This is a genomic window from Chloroflexota bacterium, from assembly GCA_015478725.1.
Classification (GTDB): domain Bacteria; phylum Chloroflexota; class Limnocylindria; order Limnocylindrales; family CSP1-4; genus C-114.
This window is the reverse complement of the sequence record JADMIG010000001.1, coordinates 389479-409060: the sequence shown is the minus strand read 5'-3', so window position 1 is coordinate 409060 and position 19582 is coordinate 389479. Positions and strand designations below refer to the sequence as shown.

Genomic DNA, 19582 nt, shown 5'->3' with positions numbered 1-19582 from the left:
GCTCGCTCACGCGGCGCGTCCATCGCGAACGCCCGTGACCAGGGCCACCTCGATGAGACCGTGTCGCGTCTTGTCGTAGCGGACAGGGCCTCGCCGGACGGCGAGCCGGACGAGCGCAGCCGGAACGGCGGCGAGCCACAGGGCGCCGAACAGCGCCGTCGCGCCTGCCCGCAGGAGCCGATCCGCGCCGACCGGGCGAGTGGGGCTCGCGATGGATGCTGGACCGGGCGCCGGGCCCGAGCCATCGAGGCGGAGGGCGTCCCACGTGAGCAGGGCGGCAGAGCCGAGACACGCTCCGAGCATGGCCCCCGCCGCCCACGGACGGTGCCAACGGAGCCCGCCGACGATCGCCCCGAGGACGACGGGCGGCCCGGCGAGCTGCGCGGCGCCGGCGACGAGATCGAGCTTCAGCCGGAGCGGCAGGTGAGACGCATGGACCACCCCCGGGCCGTGCTCGAGCGTCCGCCGGATGGAGCCCTCGGCCCAGCGGACCCGCTGGCGCCAGAGATCGCGCCAGGCGAGCACCGGTTCCTCCCACACCTCGGCCGCGGCCGTCCAGCCGACGCGGATTCCAGCCGCCACGGCAAGCCGCGTGGACAGCTCGAGATCCTCGGTCAACGCGCTTGCCGACCAGCCGCCGACCCGCGCGAGGAGATCCGTTCGGATCACCATGCCGTCGCCCCGCAGCTCCGGGCAGCCGCCGATGGCGGATCGCGCGGCCTGGATCGTGCCGTCGACGGTCTGCTCGTCCGCCTGCACCTGGGCGAGCCGACTGCCGTTCGGGACGAGCATCCGGCGCCGGGTTGTCAACACCGGTTCGCCGGCCGCGATGAGCCCCGCGACGATCGAGAGATACCGTTCGTGGATCCGCGCATCCGCGTCGAGGACCACGATCGCCTCGCCGCGACACGCCGAGAGCGGGACGCTCGCGAGGGCGGCTCCCTTCCCGTCGACGAGACCGCTGCCGACACGCTCGACCACCGCGACGCTTGCGGACAGGCCATGGCGGGCCGCCGCCGCGTGGGCGACCCGTGGGGTTCCATCGGTGGATCGATCGTCGATGACGATCACCTCGAATCGTGGCCGTCCGTCGCGATCGCGGTGGTCCTGCGCGGCGAGGTCGCCGAGGAGTCCGCCGATGACGGCGGCCTCGTCGCGCGCCGCCACGACGACGGTGAGCGGCGGCAGGGCGATCGGCCGCGGGTCCGTCGCGTGTGGCGATCCCGCCCGCTTCCGCGATCCAGCCGCGACCAGCGCCACCACCGCCGTCGTGGCTGCGATCGCCCCGAGGGTGGCCGCCCGCGGTCCCGTCCGACGTGCGAGCCCGCGCCCGGCGCCGAGCCCGCCGACGAGGATGGCGACGCAGGCGAGTCGCCACCGCAGCGGCGTCGTCACCGGGGCCACCGCCCCGCGCTCAGCCACCGCGCCGGGCATCGGGCCGGCCGCGCGCGCCGCCATCTCGTCGGGCCGGTTCGCCGTGGGGCACCGGCGAGTGCGGCGTGAGGACGAGTGGCTCGGCCGGCGCCGGCGGACCGAGGTGGGCCGCCTCGCGGGGCGCCCGCCGGGTTACGATCGAGACGAGCCCCACCGCCCCGACGCTCGCCGCGACGCCGAGCAGCACCGTCGTCGTCCCCACCAGGTCGGCGATCGGTCCGACCACGATGACCGGGATGAAGCTCGCCACGGAGATGAGGCTGAACAGGACGCCGTAGACGCGTCCGCGGATATCCTCCGGCAGCTCCTCCTGCAGCTGCGTCTGGGCGGAGATCGCGACGGCGGCATACGCGATGCCGGCGAGGAAGGCCACCGCGATGACCACGGACAGGACGCTCACGACGCTCGACGGGCCGAGCGAGGTCGCAGCCGCTGCGGCGTCGACGGACCGCGTCAGGTGGCCCACGACGGCGAGCGTTGCGATGAGCCCACCGAGCACGACGAGGCCCGTCTCGATGAGCCGCCGCCGAGCGACACGCGCGCGGAGGTTGTTGAGGACGAGGATGCCGACGACGACCCCGAACCCGAGTGGCAGCACGATGACGACGAAATCCTTGGCCGCGAGTCCGAGGGTCCGTGTCGCGAAGCCCGGACCGAGGACACCGAGGACGCCGACCAGCGACGCGGTCGCACCGAGATAGACGATGCTCCAGGCGATCGAGGGGTTCGCCCGGATATAGGCGAGGCCCTCCCGAAGCTGGCCAAACGTCGACGATACCGCCCGCTCGGCGTCCGTCACCACCTGGCCAGGGCGCATCCCGCCGGGCCGCACCGGAGACCGCGGCAGGGTGAAGCAGAAGGCGCTCGCCACGAGGTACAGCGCCGCGACGGTGACGAGCAGGCCGGTCGGCCCGGCGAGCGACACGGCGAGCGACCCGAACAGGGCGAACCCGAGAGCGAACGCGGCGTTGAGCGTGATCGTGAAGATCCCGTTCGCGGCGACGAGCTGACCACGCGGGACGATCCGCGGGATCATCGTCGCCTCGGCCGGAGAGAAGAACGTCGTCACCGTGGAGACGAAGATATTGAGGAGGTAGATGAGTCCGAGCTGACCGCTGGCGAAGACCATGGCGAAGATGGCGAGGCCGCGGAGGAGGTTCGTGACCCACAGGACGAGTCGCGCATCGAACCGGTCGACATACACGCCGGCGACGGCGGACAGGAGCACCGCCGGGACGAGGAACGTGAGGATGAGCCCGCTGACCGCCGCGTTCGACTGGGTCGACTCGAGAACGATGACGGTGAGCCCGTAGAGCACCATGTTGCCGCCGATCTGCGTGGCGGCCTGGCTGAGCCAGAGGAGGAGGAACGAGCGGTTCCGCAGGACGGCGAGCGCGCCGCTCGCCGGCGGGATGCGATCGCTCGACGGGGTCTCAGCGTCGGTCACGCGGCCGGGCCGGGAGTGCCGGGCGCGCCGTCACCCCGCCGGACGAAGTCGACGATCCGCCGCTCGAGGGCGGACCGGGCGACGAGGACGCGTCGCCCGCACGTCGAGCAGCGAAGTCCGATGTCCGCCCCGAGGCGGTCGATCGTCCAGTCGAACCCCCCGCAGGGATGATGACGGCGGAGACGGACGACATCGTCGAGGTACAGCGTCAGCACGGGTTGGCTGCTCATCGCCCGCGAGCCTATCAGAGCCGTGGACTGCCGTGACTCGGGACGAGGTCGCGGGTCGTCGCCGGCAGGACGATCCTCGCCACGGGGGACACGAGCAGGGCGACGTCCGAGAACGTCGCCGTGAGCTGGGCGACGATGCCGCCGGCCCGGGTGAGAGAGCCCGTGAGCGTCTCACTGTCGCCGATCGCCGAGATGGTGAAGGGGTTCGACAGGATGGTGTTCTCGAGCGAGATCGATCCCGGGTCGCCGGCGACGACGCTCGCTGGGACGACCCGGACCGCGCCCACCTCGATCGCCTCGGCGCCGGCGTTCCGGAGCTCGTCGATGAGGTCGTCCACGGCCGATCCCGGGATCGGTCCCGAGACGGAGATCTGGACCCCGGGCCCACTCACCGGGAGGAGTCCTGACCAGGCCTGGACGCGGGCGAGATCGGCCTGCAGCTGTCCCACGGACGTGACCCCCCGCTGCTGCGCCGAGACGAGCGCATCGAGCTCCGCCTGCGTCGAGCCAAGCTCGGTCCGGAGCTGGTCGTTGCGCGTGTTGAGGTTCGCGACGAGGACGGTGAGCTCGGGAGCGGTGAGGGCGTCGAGACCGGACCCACCGCCCTGCGCGCGGAGCTGGACGACGACGAGCAACCCGAGGAGCGCCGCGACCGCGGCGAGCGTCAGCTGGTTCCGGCCTGCGTAGAGCGAGCGGCTCACGGGACGACCGACGACGGTGACGGACTCGGCGGCAGAGACGGGGATGCGGGCTGGGCGTAGCGGAGGTTGACCGTGCCGGCGAACGCCGGGATCGTCACGTCGGACGGTTCGGCGAACGAGACCCTGATCCCGAACGTCTCTGCCCGAGCCCGGATGAACGCGACGAACGATGGCGCGGCGGACATCGTCCGGTACAGGTCGGGCGGCCCGATCGCCGCCACCTGGTAGGGCGGGGCGAGATAGGCGGAGTTGACGAGCACCGAGCCGCCGATGTCGAGGATCGCCGTGGAGACGGTCACCCGCTCCCCGTTGACCGCGACGGCCTCGGCGCCGGCGAGCCACAGCTCCCGGACGATGGTCCGGACATCGCTGCCGCTGACCCGATAGTCGGAGCTGTTCGCCCCCGGTGGGATCGGCGCGTCGGAGTCCGCAAGCTGGATGACGAGGCCCGGTCCGTGGATGGCGATGAGGCCGGCGCCGATCCGCGCCCGCTGCAGCGCGTCGTTGAGCTGCGTCACCGTGGCGGCGCTTCCCGCGCTCTGCGCCTCGATGCCGCTGATGCGCGTTCGAAGGTCGAGGAGCTGCTGCTTGAGGGCATCCTGCTGGGACTGCAGCTCGAGCGCGGTCTGGACGAGCGGCGCCCGCTCCTGGCTCGTGTACGACGTCCGCGGTGTCTGCGACTGGAGCTGGGCCGCGATGACGAAGCCGAGGACGAGGAGCGCCGCGCCGAGCGTGATCTGCCAGGTGGCGAAGCCGAAGGTGCGGGCGATCGAGGTCACGCGCAGGCGGCTCATCGGCGCGGCCTTCGCTCGCGCACCCAGAGGCCCAGGAGGAGCGCGGCCCCGGCCACCATGGCCGCGAGGGCGATAAGGAGCCTCATATCGATCGCGACCGGAGGGCCGGTCGCGATCGTCAGCGCCGGTGCGCCGGCCGACGGCTCCGCACCCACGGATCCAGGCGCCGGTGCAGCGGCAGTACCGGACCCTGACCAGCCGGGAGCGATGGGCCCCGCCGGCGCCGGCTGTGGTCCCACCCTGACCGGCACGGTCGCCCCGAGCGACGCGAGCCACTGACGATCGAACACGGTGGCGGCCATCCCGATGGCGGCCGTGAACGCCTCGTCATCCGTGACGCCCGTCGCGTACGAGCGGATGAGGGCGACGAGCGTCGCTCGACCGTGGGTCCGGACGAGGTAATCAACGGCGGAGACACTCTCCGCATACGCGAGCGAGAACTGATCCAGGGTCGTCGGGAACTGACCCACGAGCCCGGCGAGCGGGATGAGCGTCCTGCCGGACGCGGCGCTGGCGACGAGGGCTCGATCGGTGGCGTCGTAGCCCTGCGACAGGTAGACCGCGAGCCCCTCGTTGAGCCAGCGGGGTGGGAAGTGATATGGGTTGTTCACCGCCGTGTCGAAGACCAGATGGGTGAGCTCATGCGGCAGGACGGTGCTCACCCAGGACGCATTCACCTCGGCCGGCGTGATGAGCGCGAACAGCGTTCGGATCCCGGTCACCGCCTCTCCGCCCACGTTCTCGCGGGTCCCCGGACCGAGCGCGTCGTAGAAGGGAGCCTGCGCCGCATAGACGAAGAAGTCGATCGGCGCGGTCTCGGTGACGCCGAGGAGCTGCTCGGCGGTGCGGACCCCGCTTTCCGCGATCGCGAGGGCACGGGCGCCGAACGCGCCGTCGCCGTCGTACCAGTGGATCCGGATGAGCGAGCCGGTCAGGGTCCGCCACGCGAACCGCGTGTCGGCGTAGACCACGGCGACGGCGGGCCCGATCTCCACGCGGGTCCCGTAGGTGAGGCGCCAGCGGGCGGTCAGCGTCGTGTTCGGGAACAGGTGTCCGCCAGCGAGCGGGAGGGAGAAGCGGAGCGTCCGGGCGCCGCTCGGCGGCAGCGGCACCTCGGTGACGTTCGGACCGATCGAGCCGGGCGCATCGATGAGGATCTCGGCTCGATCGGGAGCCGTCGCGAGGGCGACCGGCTGGGTGAAGACGACACTCGTGCCGAACGTCGAGGCCGCCGTCGGCGTGCCGAACGTCGCCCCGGCCGCGGCGACGTTCGCGGCCCCGGCGGGCAGGAGTCCACTCGAGATCGCCAGCACGATCGCGCCGACGATGCGGAGAGCCGGCGTCACGCGGCCGGGGCGCGGCGGCCGTCTCATGGCCCCCACGCCAGGCCGGCGAACCGGATGAACCCGACCCCGCCGTCTGCGGCACCCAGAAGGCCCGACCGCGACAGCGCCCAGCCCGAGCCATACGAGATCGGGATGACCGGCGCCGCATCGTGGACGATCGTCTGGGCACGCGCATAGGCGTCCTTGGCCGCCGCCGCGTCCGTCGCGGTCGCCACCGCCGCGATCGCCGCGTCGAAGGTCGCCGAGCTCCAATGGCCGTAGTTGTTCGCCTGCCCGGTCCCGAGCAACAGGCCGAGGAAGTCGTTCGATCCCGGGTAGTCGGCCGACCATCCGAGCGACCAGATCGCTGGCGGGGCCGAGGCGAGCCGGGCGAAGTACGAGTTGAAGTCCATCGTCTCGTAGCCGATCGTCACGCCGAGGACATCGTGCAGCTGGCGGACGATGCCCGCGTCGATCGGTGTCCCGCCGGACAGGTAGGTGATGCTCGGGAAGCCGGCCCCGCCCGGGTAGCCGACCGCCGCGAGGAGCTGCCGCGCGGCGGTCGGGTCGGCGTGCTCGCTGAAGTCGCCCGGCGGACGCCCGGGGATCCCCGGCGGCACCATGCTCGTGGCGGGAACGCTGGTCCCGGTCGATGCAAGCGTGACGAGGCGGGCCCAGTCCACCGCGAGCGCGAATGCCTGTCGGACGCGAACGTCGTCGAACGGATGCTGGCGGACGTCGAACCCGAGGTATTCGACCGAGAGCGATGGGACGGACCGCAGGGACGGTCCGAGCGCCTGGTCGTAGGCGATCCAGGCGGCATCCGTGTCGTCGATCGGTGTGTAGTCGACCGTCCCGGCGGTGAACGCGTCGACCGGGCTGCGGCCGCCGAGGGTGGTGAGCAGATGCACCGTGCCGATGACCGGCCGGCCGGCCCAGTACCGCGGATTCGCGGTGAGCGTGAGCTCCGTCGCCGAGGTCGCGGTCACGACGTATCCGCCGCTGCCGACACTGCCGTCGAGGGGGCCGCTCGATGGGACGACGCCGAAGGTTGGGCTGGCGATGATCGCGGCGACATCGGCGGCCGGCTGGACGAGGTCCACCTCGACGTCCGAGCCGTTGGCCCTGAGGCCGACGGTGGACGGGTCCGTCGAGCTCCCGCGCAGGAACGCCGACGCGCCGACGACATCGGCGAGGAGCGACGCGAGCGGCGAGGGAGCCCGGGGATCGATGACCCGCAGCCAGCTCCGGACGACATCGGCGGCCGTCAGGGGCGTCCCGTCGGAGAAGGTCAGGTTCGGTCGGAGGTGGAAGACCACGCGACGGCCGCCCGGCGCGACGTCCCATGACGCCGCGAGCGCCGGCCGCAGGATGAGGCCGGGATCGAAGGCGGTGAGACTCTCGTAGATCTGGGCGGTGACGGCAGCGCTGGCAACGTCGCCCTGGGCCGCAGGATCGAGTGTCGTCGCGGCGCCGCCGAGGATCGTGACGCTGTCCGGCGCAGCGCCTCGAGCCACCCCGCCATACGGCCAGGCGAGAGCGATGGAGATGCCGGCGACGGCGAGGACGAGACCGATGACCGGCGCCCTTCCGCGACGGCGTTGTCCAGGGACCACGAACGCCGGAGCCGCCATGGGCGGGAGTATAGGCGGCGTCTCCTTCGTCAGGGTCGGTCGACCCCCGCGCGGTGATGTTCCGGGAGGAGATCCGGGCGGTCCCGGAACCGGTCGAGGAAGCGGTATCCGTCGCGCTTCGCGCCGCGCGGATCGAGCGCGGCCTGCCGGTCGCCTCGTCCGTCCGGGACCGCGACCGCCCGCCGCGAAGCTCCCCCGCGACCGGCGTCGCGGAGGACGACGCTCCACCAGATGTCCAGCCAGCGTTCCGTGCGGTACAGCTCGTCGAACGGCCCGTGGCGCTCGAACTCGTCGCGCCGGAACGCGATCGCCGCACCGCTCACGGCGACGGGATCGACCTCGGCGATGCCCTCGATCGGATCGAAGCGCCGCAGGTCAGCGGATCGAAGCCCGAGCGTGCCGACGATGGCGACCTCGGGGTCGCCGAGACCGGCGATGAGGCGATCGATCGCGTCCCGGCTGACGGTCATCGCGACGACGACGACGACGGTCCCGCGCGCCCGCCGACAGCCCGCGTTCCGCAGTGCCCCCGGGGTGGGCCGACCGGCGAGCCGGATCGTCTCGATCGAGCCCGAGGAAGCCGAGGGCGACTGCTCCATGACGACCGCGACGATCCGGCTCGGGTCGACGTCGGGGAGCCAAATCGCGGTCCCGGAGGCCGCCGATCGACGCTCCGCGCCCTCCTCCGCCGAGGGCGGCGCGACGACCGGGACGACGACCGTGTACGGCTCGCTCGGTGGGTCGGCGAGGCGCGACGGGACCGACTCGGACGAACCATGGATCGTGGTCCCGTCGCGGACGACGTCGGCTGGGCGGAGCGGTCGGAGATCGAAGTCGACGCCGGCGTCGATGACCGTCCAGCCGGCAGCCGCGATCGCCGCGTGGAGCGCGTCCGCGCGGGACCAGTCGTGGGCGAGCCTCGCCGTCCGTCGCGCGTGGGCGAGGTCGACGATCGGTTGAGGGACATGGGGGCGCGACATGCCCGGACAGGATACCGGCGGGACCGCGGCTCGGCAGGCGGGACCGCAGGCGCGCCCATCGGCGGCACCGTGGACGGCCAGCGGATAGGCTTCGTCGACGATGAATCGTCGCGGAACCATCGCTCGGACGTCCCCGCGCCCGGGGGCGCCGATGCGGATCGCCCAGGTCGCGCCGCCGGTCGAAGCCGTGCCTCCTCCAGGCTACGGTGGCACCGAACGGATCGTGGCCGCCCTGACGGCCGAGCTCACGCGTCGCGGCCACGACCTGACCCTGTTCGCGAGTGGCGATTCGACGGCACGAGCACGCCTCATCCCGACGGTCGCCCGCGCGCTCCGGGGGAGCGGCGTCGCGGCCGACCCCTGGCCGTACGTGGTGAGCACCATGCTCGAGGTCCTCCATCACGAGGGTTCGTTCGATGTCATCCACGCCCACCTCGAGGGGGCTGGCCTGCTCCTCGCACGCGCGACTCGATCGCCGGTGGTCGTCACCTTCCATGGCCGTCTCGACCAGCCCTGGGCCGCCCGGACCCTGGCCGACCCGGCTGCGCAGCTCGTGGCGATCAGCGCCGCCCAGGCGTCGACACGACCGTCCGCCGCGTGGACCGCGGTCATCCACAACGGGCTCGATCTGACAGCGTCGCCATTCAGCGAAGCGCCCGGCGAGGATCTCTGCTTCGTCGGCCGGATCGCGCCCGAGAAGGGCATCCTCGATGCGATCTCGATCGCGCGCCTCAGCGGTCGGCGACTCCGGGTGGCAGCCAAGGCCGGCTGGACGCCCACGGAGCTCGCCTATCACGAGGCGGTCTTCCTGCCTGCGCTGCGAACCGCGGACGTCGAGTATCTCGGCGAGCTGTCCGGCGCGGAGCGGGATCGGCTCCTTGCGACGAGCTATGCGACGCTTATGCCCGGTTCCTGGCCCGAACCGTTCGGCCTCGTGGCCATTGAGTCGCTCGCCTGCGGGACGCCCGTCGTCGCCCGACCGGTCGGCGCCCTGCCGGAGATCGTGCGGGAGGGGCGCGACGGCTATCTCGCCTCGCGCACGGCCACCCTGGCCCGCCGCCTTGCTGACGTCGCCGGGCTCGATCGGCGCGAGATCCGCCGATCGGTCCTCGAACGGTTCTCCGCGACGCGGATGACGGACGCCTACGAGCGGATCTATCGGACTGTCGTCGCCGACCGCGAAGGACGGGCCGACCTCAGATCCGGATCGTAACCGAGAGATCGCCCCGCTTGCGGAGGACCTCCGCGCTCGTCGTGCCGCGCCAGCGGTGGAACAGGAGGTCCACGGAGGCGGACCCGACTCGAAGATCGCTGATCGTGACACTCGTCAGCCACGATGGCAGCTGCGGGTTGACGAGCTCGAGCTCACGACGGTGCGCGTTCGGCCGCAATCCCAGCAGCGCGGTGAGGAACAGCAGCGGAGCCCCCGCCGACCAGGCCTGCGGGGAGCAGGCGACCGGATACGGGACGGGCACGCCGACCTCCGCGCGCGAGAAGCCGCAGAAGAGCTCCGGCAGCCGGAAGTCCGGGAATGACTGGGCGGCCTCGAGGACCTTGCCGGCGAGGACGTCGGCGACGTCGCGGAAGCCGTAGCGCCTGAGCCCGTCGACGATGAGCGCCGTGTCGTGCGGCCAGACGGAGCCGGTGTGGTATCCGATCGGGTTGTAGCCGGGCTGTCCGGCCGCGTACGTCCGGATCCCCCATCCCGAGTCGAGGCCTGGACTGGTCGCCATCGCGACCACCGCAGCCGCCCGATCGGGATCGACGATCCCCGTCCACAGCGCCTGTGCGGGATTCGAGGTGATGGCGTCCGCGAGCCGACCGTCGCGACCGATGGCCATCGCGTAGTAGCCGCGATCGGCGACCCAGAAGGCGGCCTCAAACCGCCGCCGCAGCGTCTCGGCCTCCTGTTCGAGCCGTGCGGCGAGTGCGTCGTCGCCGCGCACGCGGGCGAGGCCGGCGATCCGCCGTTTCGCGTCGTAGACATAGCCCTGGACCTCGGCGAGAGCGATCGGCGCGTCCACGAGTCCCCCGGCCCGGTCGCGGACCGAGTCGCCCGAGTCCTTCCAGCCCTGGTTGATGAGGCCCTCCGGGGCCCGTCGCTCGTAGACGAGGAAGCCGTGCTCGTCGGTCCCGTAGCGATCGATCCAGTCGAGCGCGGCGATCGCATTGGGCCAGAGGCGGTCGATGAGGGCGCGATCGCCGGTCCAGTCGTACGCCGCGCAGAGGAGGATGAGCCACAGCGGGGTGGAGTCGACACTGCCGTAGTACGGCGTGTGGGGCAGCTCGCCGGCGCGAGCCATCTCCCCGGTTCGCAGCTCGTGGAGGATCTTGCCCGGTTGCGCGTCGCGCGAATCGTCGACTGAGGTGGCCTGGCGGGCGGCGAGCACCTCGAGCGCCTCGATCGCGATCGATGGTCGGAAGGCGAGCGCCTCGTAGCCGGTGAGGATCGCGTCGCGTCCGAACAGGGTCGCGTACCAGGGCACGCCGGCCGCGACATAGCGTTCGCCCGGGCCCGGTCCCTCGTTGAGCAGGAAGCGGAGATCGGCGAACGAGCGGCGGATCGTGAGGTCGAAGAGCTCATTGTCCGACTTCACGGTCGTCCCGCCGTCGAGCCAGACGCGGTATGCCTCGGCGCCGGGCGCGGGATCCACCTTCGGAGCGATGGGGATCGCGGTCGCCGCGCGAGCGCGCCGACCTGTGCGGACGACTCGCGGCGGCGAGAGCCTGCTCCAGATCGACCAGCCGAGCTCGGCGCGCGCTCCGGGGGCGAGGACGCGATCCCACGTCAGCATGACCGATCCCTCGCCCTCGTCGACGCTCGTCGCCCGCGCGGGCCCGTGCGGATGCACGAACACCGACCGCAGGCGCGCATCGAGGCCGACGTAGCCGAACCTGAGCCGTCCTCCATCTCCGATCACGATCGGCTCGAACTCGCCGCGGCTGGGCCTGCGCCTCCCACGGACTTCGAAGATGTCCGCCGCGTCGAAGGCGATGCGGAGGTCGATCCGGAGGTGCTCCCGGTGGGGGCTGAAGTTCGTCAGGGTGATCCGTTCGCGGAAGCCACGATCGAGGACGCGCTCGCGGGTGATGCCGAGCGATTCGCGAGCCAGGGAGAGCCGGGGGTCCACCTTCCTGCGCTGGTCGGGCAGGGTGTCCGGATTCGTCATCTGGATCACGCCGCGGTGGTTCGCCCCGGTATCTCCGCGAAGGAGGACGGGGCGCTCCCCGTTCAACCGCAGGAGGAGGCACGACAGGATCCGCGTGTCCCCCTCGTAGAGGCCGAGACCGCGGCTGTCGACATGGACGTCGCCGAGACCGTCCGACAGGAGGAACAGGTCACCGTGCTTGAGGACCTTCACTCCGCCGAGGTCGGTCGCGGGGACGATGCGGGGAACCGCGGGCGTGATCAGAGACAGCTGACCGGCGACGTGGCCGGGATGACGCCCGGCTGGCCGAGGGCGATCGGCAGAGGGCCGAGGGTGATCTTGCCCGTATCGACTGTCAGGACCCCCTTGGCGTCGACCGTCGAGGCGAAGCGGTCAAGGCTCCGCGGTGCGGGCCCCAGGCCGAGGATCTTGATGCCGAGGCGGTCGTAGCGCGATCCATGGCAGGGGCACTCGAACCAGAAATTCGAGGGGCAGAAGTTCGGCGTGCAGCCGAGATGCGTACAGCGATGCCAGAGCGTCCGCACGTTCGTCGCCGCACCGTCGCCCTCCGGGCTGGCACCCGGGATGAACTTGTAGACGTCAGGGTTGATGAGCATGACGAATGCCTGCGCGGCAAGGAAATGGGCTGGCGCGCCGTCCTTGAACTGGGTCCCGATCGTGTCCATCGTCCTCGCAGCGTCGTCGATGGTGCCGAGCGTGAAGACCCCACCGAAGCCACCGGCCAGGCTCGGCCAGAGGAAACCGATCGTGCCGGCGCCGAGTTCGAACAACCAGAGGGCGATCCCGCCTCCGAGTGAACGACGGAGAAGCGTCCGGCGGGAGATGCCCTGGACCTGCCCGTCGCGACGGGCCTTGATCGCTGCTTCCGTCACCGCCTGCGGGCGAGATGCGGGTTCGACCTGGTAGTTGCTCATCGTGCTTCACGAACTCTCGAGCGATGCCTGGCGGGTGGTTCAGATCCTCGACGACCCAGGCGCCTCCATAGTCTGCACCTCATCCGCGCAACTGTCTGTGCGAAGACCGTGTGGCTGGACACACGGATCGTTCGTGGCGCCCCCGGACGGACTCGAACCGCCGACGCAGGCCTTAGGACGGCCTCGCTCTATCCACTGAGCTACGGGGGCGCGGACCGCCATCGTACCGCGCAGCGACGGCGGACCCGAGTCAGACTGCCGGGCCGGTCCGTTGGCTCGCGACTAGAATGCCCGCGATGCCGGCACCGATCCACCCGACCGACCCGAACCCGACGATCATCCTCTACGGCAAGCCCGGCTGCGGCCTCTGCGAGGAGACCCGGGAGTTCCTCGAGACCCTCATGGCCGAGCGGCGCTCCGCAGGCCGGAGCGTCTCGCCGATCGAGGATCGCGACATCACGACAGACGATCGCTGGTTCGCCGCGCATGCGGAGGAGATCCCCGTCCTCGAGATCGCCGGGCGCCAGCTCCGGCTCGCCACCTCCGGGGCGGCGATCCGCCGGTTCGTCACGGAGGGGCTGGGCGGATGATCGCCGCGCTGTGGGCGCTGCCGTCGGCGGCGATCCAGGCGGCCGCGGGTGTGGCGGCGAGCGGGCCGGACGGGGGGACCGACCTCTCGTTCGGCGTCGCGGTCGTCGCGGGTCTCATCAGCTTCCTCTCGCCGTGCGTCCTGCCGCTCGTACCGGCGTACCTTGCCCAGCTGACGTCCGTGGCCGTCGCCGGTCGCGACCCGTCGGTCCCGCCATCGCGCTGGCTGGCCCTCGGGAGCGCGGCCGCCTACGTGGCCGGATTCGGCGTCGTGTTCACCCTCCTCGGGATCACCGCGACCTATGCGGGCGGGCCGCTCGTGGCCATCCTTCCGGAGCTCCGCCAGGTCGGCGGGATCGTCCTCATCGTCATGGGTCTGTCCCTCGCCGGGATCGTCCGCATCGGCTTCCTCGAGCGGGTCTGGAGACCCCTCGACGCCGGAGCGGCGGCCTCCGTGGCCACGTCGACAGGGACGCTGTCCCTCGCGGCGACCGCGGTTGGGCGGGAGCCCGGCGCGGCCCGTCTCGATCGGCTCGGCGGTCGCCTCGTGGACCGCCGTGGCGGCGCGCTCGCCTCCTTCGGCCTCGGAGCCATCTTCGCGATCGGCTGGACGCCGTGCATCGGGATCATCCTCGGCGGGATCCTCACGATGGCCGCGACCTCCGGCTCGGCGGGGCCGGGCGCGACGCTCCTCGTCGGCTACACCCTCGGGCTCGGCATCCCGTTCCTCGTCCTCGGAGCGCTCTACGATCGGGCGCCCGGACTCCTGCGGCCACTCGTCGCGCACGGTCGGATCGTCTCGCTCGTCGGCGGGCTCCTCGTCGTCGGGATCGGCGTCGCGATGCTCGCCGGATGGCTCGCCCTGCTGCCGCGGTACTTCAACTTCAACACGGCGATCTAGTGTCCCGCGAGCGCCCGACCTTCGAGCACCGCCCGCCGCGCCACGGGCTCATCGGACCGTTCGGGGCGCGCCAGCTCGCCGCCGGCCTCGTCGTGGTCGTCGTGGCCATCATCCTGCTCCTCGGCGTCACGGCGCCGCTCGGCACGACGGGAGCCATCGGGGCCCGCGATCCACGGGCCACGCCGTACCTCATCGGCTCGCCGCCTGCCGTGGGCCTGCGACCGGGCGATCGCGCTCCGGACTTCACCGTGACCCGCGCCGACGGATCGACGTTCACCTTGTCCGACCTCGCCGGCCGGCCATTGAGCCTCGCGGCGCTCCGCGGCCGCGGCGTGTGGATCGACTTCTGGGCGACGTGGTGCCCGCCGTGCCAGGCGGAGACCCCGGTCCTCCGCGACACCTATGCCGCCTACCGCGATCGCGGCCTCGCGCTCGTCGCGATCAGTGTCCAGGAGACGAGTGTGGCCGACGTCGCGGCCTACGCCGCCCGCTACGGCCTCCAGTACACGATCGCGGCCGACATCTCCGCCGACATCTTCCACCGCTACGGCGTCTTCGCCCTGCCGACCCAGTTCTTCGTCGACCCGAACGGCATCATCCGCGCTGTCATCCAGGGCCCGATGACGATGGCGTCCGCCGCCGCGGAGGTCGAGGCGATCCTGCCCGCCGCCCCGCCATCCGCGCCCCCGTCCGCGCCCCTCGGCGTCCCCGCCGGGAGCGCTATGCCATAGCCGTGATTCCCGCGGACGTTGTCGACAACGCAGACCTGGCCGGCTTCCACCGGATCCGACGACCGGCCGTGGTACGTCGCGACACGTCGCCACACGCGTTCCTGACAAACGACCACCACGCGGGCGACGGTCATCGACTCCCCACGCGGCGCTGGCAGACCTGAGCGTGGGCCGGGCCGGGCCGGGCCGGCGTCTGGATCCTGCCAGATGCCCGGGTGAGGGCCACCTGTCAGCGATGTGCAGACCAGCGCCCGCCTCATGACCATCTGGCGGAATCTGGCCCGGCCGCCTCTATCCGATGGGCATCCTCGTCAACGACGTGTCCGGGGATCCCCGCTAGACCGGCTCGAACCGGTAGCGATCGCGATCGGCGACGAGCCGCCCGGCGGGCGTGTCGCGCTCGTGCGAGAGGACCACGAGCCAGCCGCCGCCGGCCGCCTCCGCGAACAGCCGGGCCTTGACGTCCACCGAGTCGAGCGGGAAATCGTCGAAGGCGGTGATCCAGCGCGGGTTCGCGCTCCACGGCCGCATGGCGAGGTCGCCGAAGAAGACCAGCGTCCGGGCGCCGGCACCGGCACCGCGGACGACGATCGCCTGGTGGCCGGCCGAATGTCCGCCGGTCGGGACGACGGACACCCCCGGGAGGAGCTCGCGCTCCCCTTCCGCCCAGTCCGCCTCGCCCCACGCCCGGACGAGCGCGAGCTCCGGCTGCACGTAGCTCGCGACGACCCGGCTGTTCGGGGAGGCGGCGATCTCCCACTCCGCCCGCTGGGCGACGATCCTCGCTCGGGGAAACGCCCGCTCCCCGTCCGCCGCGAGGAGCCCGCCCGCGTGATCGAAATGGAGATGGCTCATGACCACGAGGTCGATCGATCCCGGGTCGATCGAGGCGGACCGGAGCGCCGCAAGGATCGGCGGTCCCTCGTACGCTCGCATCCTCCGCGTTCGCTCGTCGATCCGCTCGCCGATCCCGGTCTCGACGAGGACCCGTCCCGAGGGCGTCTCCACCACGAGGCAGTTGAGGGCCTGGAGGAGACGGTGGTCGGCGTCCAGCTCGTCGACGACGTGACGCTCCCAGAGCAGTCGCGGGACCGGACCGAAGAGGGCACCCGCGTCCGATCGGAATGTCCCGGCCCGGATGAGCCCGACGCTCGTCCCGCCGCCGAGATCCGCGCTCCAGGCAAACGCGTCCGCCATGCCCATCGATCGCCCCTCAGTCGCGGCGAACCGGGTCCGAGGGGCGGCGATCGGCGGCGAAGTCCTCGTGGTACGCCGACGCGGTGGGCTCGGACTGGCCCTGGTACTTCGAGCCCAGGCCGCGTGAGCCGTACGGTCGCTCCACCGGGCTCGACATCCGGAAGAAGCTGATCTGGCCGATCCGCATCCCGAAGTACAGGGCGATCGGCAGGTTCGCGACGTTACTCAACTCGAGGGTGAGATTTCCCTTCCAGCCCGGATCGACGTAGCCGGCGGTCGAGTGGATGAGGAGGCCGAGCCGCCCGAGCGAGCTCTTGCCCTCGAGACGCGCGACGAGATCGTCCGGGAGCTCGACCCATTCGACGGTCTGGCCGAGCACGAACTCGCCGGGATGGAGGATGAACGCCTCGTCGTCCGCGACCCGCAGCAACTCCGTGAGATCGGGTTGCGGCGAACGGACGTCGATGAAGGCGTAGCGATTGTTGCGGAATACCCGGAAGCTGCGGTCGAGGTGGAGGTCCACCGACGAGGGCTGCAGGTCGGCGGGATCGTACGGGTCGATCCGCACGCGGCCCGACTCGAGCTCGATCCGGATGTCGCGGTCGGCGAGGACGCTCACGCCCGCTCGCCACTCACGACCCCGGCCACGCCGCGCGTCGCGTACAGGGTGTCCACCTCGCGCTTGAGGTCCTCGAGGTCCTCGAAGCTCTGGTAGACCGACGCGAACCGGATGTAGGCGATCTGGTCGATGCCGCGGAGCTTCTCCATGGCCGCCGCGCCGATCCGTGAGCTCGGCACCTCGGTGACGCCCGCTGCCCGGAGCTCTGCCTCGATCGCGTCCGCCGCCTCGTCCGCCGCGCCCTCGGGGACCGGCCGCCGGGTGAGCGCTTTGTCGAGCCCCTCGGCGAGCTTGTCGCGGTCGAATTCCTGGCGCGTCCCGTCACGCTTGATCACCACGAGCCGGGCGGCCTCGATGCGCTCGTACGTCGTGAATCGCGTGGCGCACGTCGAGCACTCCCGGCGGCGCCGGATCGTGGCCGAGTCGTCCAGATCCCGCGAGTCGACGACCCGCGTCTCGTGTTCGCCGCATTGTGGACAGCGCATCGAGGCTCCCGTCGCCGACCACTACCGATAGTGGTGTCCCTCGAGGATACCACTACATCGTGTGGTCAGGCCCAGCGATCGCTCGTCGCCGAGGTGCCCCGAGCGTCCGTCGGCGAACGTCGCGCACCGGTGGTCGCATCGACCGCCAGCTGGGCGATCGCCTCACGAGCGTGGATGAGGTTGAGATAGCCGCGCTTGATCGATGTCTGCGCCTCGAGCTCGCCGTTGCGGCCCTGGCCGCCAGCGATGAGCGTGCAGCCGTGAGCGACCATGTCGAGCGCCCGCGCGGCCCGCCCGATCTCGGTCGCGAGCCCGGTGCGCGGGTCCGGTCGGCCGTCGCTCGTTGGCAGGCGCCGCGCGGCCTCGATCTCGCGCTCGAGGATCTCGCGGACCGAGCCCAGGTCGCCGGCGATGTTCCCGGCATCGACCTGGTGCCGTCGCACGCCGTCGACCCGAGCCACGACGGCGCCGATGGCACCGTCGATCCGGACGGCGAACTCCGCCACCGCGCCCTGGAACGCCGCGTCGCGCCGGGCAGCGGCGAGCAGTGTCCCCGTTCGGCGCAGGACGGCGACGAAGACGACGGCGAGGGCGACGAACGCGACGAGCGGGATGACGACCGCGATCGGCACGCTGCTCCCCGGGGGCCCGTCAGCTCGACCGGGCGCGGACTTCGCGGGCGATGGCCGGGGCGATCTCGAACAGGTCGCCGATGACGACAAGGTCGGCGAACTCCGCGATCGGCGCGTCGGGGTCGCGATTGACCGCGACGATCGTGGCGGCCGTCTGCATCCCGACCTTGTGCTGGATCGCACCCGAGATCCCAAGCGCGAGGTAGAGCTCCGGCTTCACGATCTTGCCGGTCTGTCCGATCTGCTGGCTGTACGGGATCCAGCCGGCGTCGACCGCCGCACGGGTCGCCCCGACCACGCCGCCGAGGGCGGCCGCGAGGTCCTCCACGACGCGGAACCCGTCCGGTCCCCCGACGCCGCGCCCGCCCGAGACGACGATCCGCGCCTCGTCGATGGAGACCGCCGAGGCGCTCGCCTGGACCCGCTCGACGACCGTTACCTCCGGGAGCGATGCCGTCGCCGGGGCGATGGTCTTCTCGACGATGCCGGCGCTTGCCGCCGCCTCGGCGACCACGCTGTTCGGCCGGACGGTGACGATGCCACGGTCGCCGGTGAAGCCGCTCGAGACGATGAGCCGGCCGCCGAAGACGCTCGCCTCGACGAGCGGGCCGTGCCCGTCCCACGAGACCGCCGAGGCGTTCACGAGGACCCCCCGATCGAGCAGGACCGCGAGGGTCCCCGCCAGATCGCGACCGTCCGGCGAGGCGCCAAGGAGGATCCAGGCGGGATCGTCGCGCGCGGCGAGGGCCGCGATCGCCGGTGCGCTGGCGGCGACTGCGGTCGTCGCGGCGGCTGCGGGCACCTCCACCTCGAGGACCCGCGGGAGGTACGCGGCGAGGCCGGCGGCCGCTGCACCCGGGGTGACGCCGGCGACGATCCCGACGACGTCCCGACCGGCGGCGGCGCCGAGCGCGCGGCCGAGCGTGGCGACCTCGGCGGAGATCCGGGCGAGGCCGTCCGCCGCCGCCTCGCCGACGACCCAGATCGCGCCCGCCATCAGACGATCCTCCGCGCGACGAGGAAGTCGACGACCTCCCGCGCGACCTCCGCGGCGGGGCCGCGCACGACCCGCGTCGCGCCGCGCGCCGGCGGCGTTCGCGTTGTGACGATGGCCGTCGTGGAGGCCGCGCCGCCGACCGCGGCCGGGTCGATGCCGAGGTCGGCGAGCGATCGGACGGCGATCTCCTTGGTTCGTGCGCCCATGATCCCCTTGAGCGACGGGTATCGCGGCTCGCCGAGCGCCTGGGTCGCGACGACGAGGGCCGGGAGCGGCGCCTCGAGGACGTCGTAGCCGAGCGGCGAGATCCGCCGGACGTGGACCCGCCCGTCGTGGACCTCGAGCCCCGCCGCGTATGAGAGGTACGGCAGGCCGAGCCGGGTGGCCACCCCGGCGGCGACCACGCCGCCGCCGCCGTCCGACGTGTCCGCACCGGCGAGGATGAGGTCGTAGGTCAGCGTCCGGAGCGCAGCGCTGAGGATCGTCACGGTGGACCGGACACACGACCCGGCGAGGACCGGGTCGGTCACGAGGATGCCGCGCGTCGCCCCCATCGCGAGCGCCTTGCGGAGCGTCTCCGGTGCGTCCGGCGGGGCCATCGCGAGGAGGGTCACCTCGCCGCCATCGGGGTGCCCCTCGACGAGGCGTAGGGCCGCCTCGAGGGCGTACTCGTCGTTCGCGTTGACGACGGTTGGGACGGCCGCCCGGTCGAGCCGGCCATCCGGCCCGAGGCGCTCCTGTCCGGTCGTGTCCGGGACGGGCTTGGTGAGGACGACGATGTGCACCGCTGAGCGGTCCTCCTG

Annotated in this window: 20 protein-coding genes and 1 tRNA gene; 4 read left to right on the top strand and 17 right to left on the bottom strand. The window is 72.1% G+C overall.

What is annotated here, in order from left to right:
• Window positions 1–6: 6 nt before the first annotated feature.
• From IVW53_01835 to IVW53_01800, 8 genes are read right to left on the bottom strand one after another with little or no spacing between them, the layout of a single operon-like run.
• Window positions 7–1422, bottom strand: coding sequence for a glycosyltransferase family 2 protein (locus IVW53_01835; GenBank protein MBF6604311.1), 1416 nt, complete (start codon window positions 1420–1422; stop codon window positions 7–9).
• The gene (locus tag IVW53_01830; GenBank protein MBF6604310.1) at window positions 1415–2881 is read right to left on the bottom strand and encodes an MFS transporter; all 1467 of its coding nucleotides are present in this window, start codon (window positions 2879–2881) and stop codon (window positions 1415–1417) included. The genes IVW53_01835 and IVW53_01830 overlap by 8 nt, the downstream gene beginning before the upstream one ends.
• Window positions 2878–3111, bottom strand: coding sequence for a DUF951 domain-containing protein (locus tag IVW53_01825; protein ID MBF6604309.1), 234 nt, complete (start codon window positions 3109–3111; stop codon window positions 2878–2880). The genes IVW53_01830 and IVW53_01825 overlap by 4 nt, the downstream gene beginning before the upstream one ends.
• Window positions 3112–3125: 14 nt before the next feature.
• Window positions 3126–3812 carry a DUF881 domain-containing protein gene (locus IVW53_01820; protein MBF6604308.1) on the bottom strand — a complete coding sequence of 229 codons (687 nt, stop codon included), beginning with the start codon at window positions 3810–3812 and terminating at the stop codon, window positions 3126–3128.
• The gene (locus IVW53_01815; GenBank protein MBF6604307.1) at window positions 3809–4606 is read right to left on the bottom strand and encodes a DUF881 domain-containing protein; all 798 of its coding nucleotides are present in this window, start codon (window positions 4604–4606) and stop codon (window positions 3809–3811) included. Before IVW53_01815 ends, IVW53_01820 begins: the two co-directional genes overlap by 4 nt.
• Window positions 4603–5979 (bottom strand): hypothetical protein, encoded by a 1377-nt coding sequence (locus IVW53_01810; protein MBF6604306.1) that lies wholly within the window; start codon window positions 5977–5979, stop codon window positions 4603–4605. Before IVW53_01810 ends, IVW53_01815 begins: the two co-directional genes overlap by 4 nt.
• Window positions 5976–7565, bottom strand: coding sequence for a hypothetical protein (locus tag IVW53_01805; protein ID MBF6604305.1), 1590 nt, complete (start codon window positions 7563–7565; stop codon window positions 5976–5978). Before IVW53_01805 ends, IVW53_01810 begins: the two co-directional genes overlap by 4 nt.
• Window positions 7566–7594: 29 nt before the next feature.
• Window positions 7595–8545, bottom strand: coding sequence for a hypothetical protein (locus IVW53_01800; protein ID MBF6604304.1), 951 nt, complete (start codon window positions 8543–8545; stop codon window positions 7595–7597).
• 100 nt (window positions 8546–8645) lie between these two features.
• Between IVW53_01800 and IVW53_01795 the strand changes: the two genes are divergently transcribed.
• Window positions 8646–9758, top strand: a complete 1113-nt coding sequence (locus IVW53_01795; protein ID MBF6604303.1) for a glycosyltransferase family 4 protein — start codon at window positions 8646–8648, stop codon at window positions 9756–9758.
• On the opposite strand, the gene IVW53_01790 is transcribed toward IVW53_01795, so the two are convergent.
• From IVW53_01790 to IVW53_01780, 3 genes are all read right to left on the bottom strand, one after another.
• Complete coding sequence (locus IVW53_01790) at window positions 9742–11907, bottom strand: amylo-alpha-1,6-glucosidase (protein ID MBF6604302.1); 2166 nt, start codon at window positions 11905–11907, stop codon at window positions 9742–9744. The genes IVW53_01795 and IVW53_01790 overlap by 17 nt on opposite strands.
• Before the next feature lie 47 nt (window positions 11908–11954).
• Window positions 11955–12380, bottom strand: coding sequence for a Rieske 2Fe-2S domain-containing protein (locus tag IVW53_01785; GenBank protein ID MBF6604301.1), 426 nt, complete (start codon window positions 12378–12380; stop codon window positions 11955–11957).
• 383 nt (window positions 12381–12763) lie between these two features.
• Window positions 12764–12839: transfer RNA gene (locus IVW53_01780), tRNA-Arg, on the bottom strand.
• 86 nt (window positions 12840–12925) lie between these two features.
• On the opposite strand from IVW53_01780, the gene IVW53_01775 reads away from it, so the two are divergent.
• The 3 genes from IVW53_01775 to IVW53_01765 are packed head-to-tail and all read left to right on the top strand — an operon-like array spanning window position 12926 to window position 14849.
• The gene (locus IVW53_01775) at window positions 12926–13219 is read left to right on the top strand and encodes a glutaredoxin family protein (GenBank protein ID MBF6604300.1); all 294 of its coding nucleotides are present in this window, start codon (window positions 12926–12928) and stop codon (window positions 13217–13219) included.
• Entirely contained in the window at window positions 13216–14118 is a 903-nt protein-coding gene (locus tag IVW53_01770; protein MBF6604299.1) for a hypothetical protein, read from the top strand. The genes IVW53_01775 and IVW53_01770 overlap by 4 nt, the downstream gene beginning before the upstream one ends.
• Window positions 14118–14849, top strand: a complete 732-nt coding sequence (locus tag IVW53_01765; GenBank protein MBF6604298.1) for a redoxin domain-containing protein — start codon at window positions 14118–14120, stop codon at window positions 14847–14849. Before IVW53_01770 ends, IVW53_01765 begins: the two co-directional genes overlap by 1 nt.
• A gap of 336 nt (window positions 14850–15185) precedes the next feature.
• Here the strand turns inward: IVW53_01765 and IVW53_01760 are convergent, their stop codons facing one another.
• The 6 genes from IVW53_01760 to IVW53_01735 all read right to left on the bottom strand — a co-directional run bounded on the left by IVW53_01760 (window position 15186) and on the right by IVW53_01735 (window position 19564).
• Window positions 15186–16052, bottom strand: a complete 867-nt coding sequence (locus tag IVW53_01760) for an MBL fold metallo-hydrolase (protein ID MBF6604297.1) — start codon at window positions 16050–16052, stop codon at window positions 15186–15188.
• A 10-nt stretch (window positions 16053–16062) separates the two neighbouring features.
• Window positions 16063–16665: a dCTP deaminase gene (locus IVW53_01755; GenBank protein MBF6604296.1), complete on the bottom strand. Its 603-nt coding sequence runs from the start codon at window positions 16663–16665 to the stop codon at window positions 16063–16065.
• Window positions 16662–17150 carry a transcriptional repressor NrdR gene (nrdR, locus tag IVW53_01750; GenBank protein ID MBF6604295.1) on the bottom strand — a complete coding sequence of 163 codons (489 nt, stop codon included), beginning with the start codon at window positions 17148–17150 and terminating at the stop codon, window positions 16662–16664. The genes IVW53_01755 and nrdR overlap by 4 nt, the downstream gene beginning before the upstream one ends.
• A gap of 65 nt (window positions 17151–17215) precedes the next feature.
• Window positions 17216–17782 carry a hypothetical protein gene (locus IVW53_01745; protein MBF6604294.1) on the bottom strand — a complete coding sequence of 189 codons (567 nt, stop codon included), beginning with the start codon at window positions 17780–17782 and terminating at the stop codon, window positions 17216–17218.
• A 19-nt stretch (window positions 17783–17801) separates the two neighbouring features.
• Window positions 17802–18779, bottom strand: coding sequence for an electron transfer flavoprotein subunit alpha/FixB family protein (locus IVW53_01740; protein ID MBF6604293.1), 978 nt, complete (start codon window positions 18777–18779; stop codon window positions 17802–17804).
• Window positions 18779–19564 carry an electron transfer flavoprotein subunit beta/FixA family protein gene (locus IVW53_01735; protein ID MBF6604292.1) on the bottom strand — a complete coding sequence of 262 codons (786 nt, stop codon included), beginning with the start codon at window positions 19562–19564 and terminating at the stop codon, window positions 18779–18781. The genes IVW53_01740 and IVW53_01735 overlap by 1 nt, the downstream gene beginning before the upstream one ends.
• Between the last annotated feature and the right edge of the window lie 18 nt (window positions 19565–19582).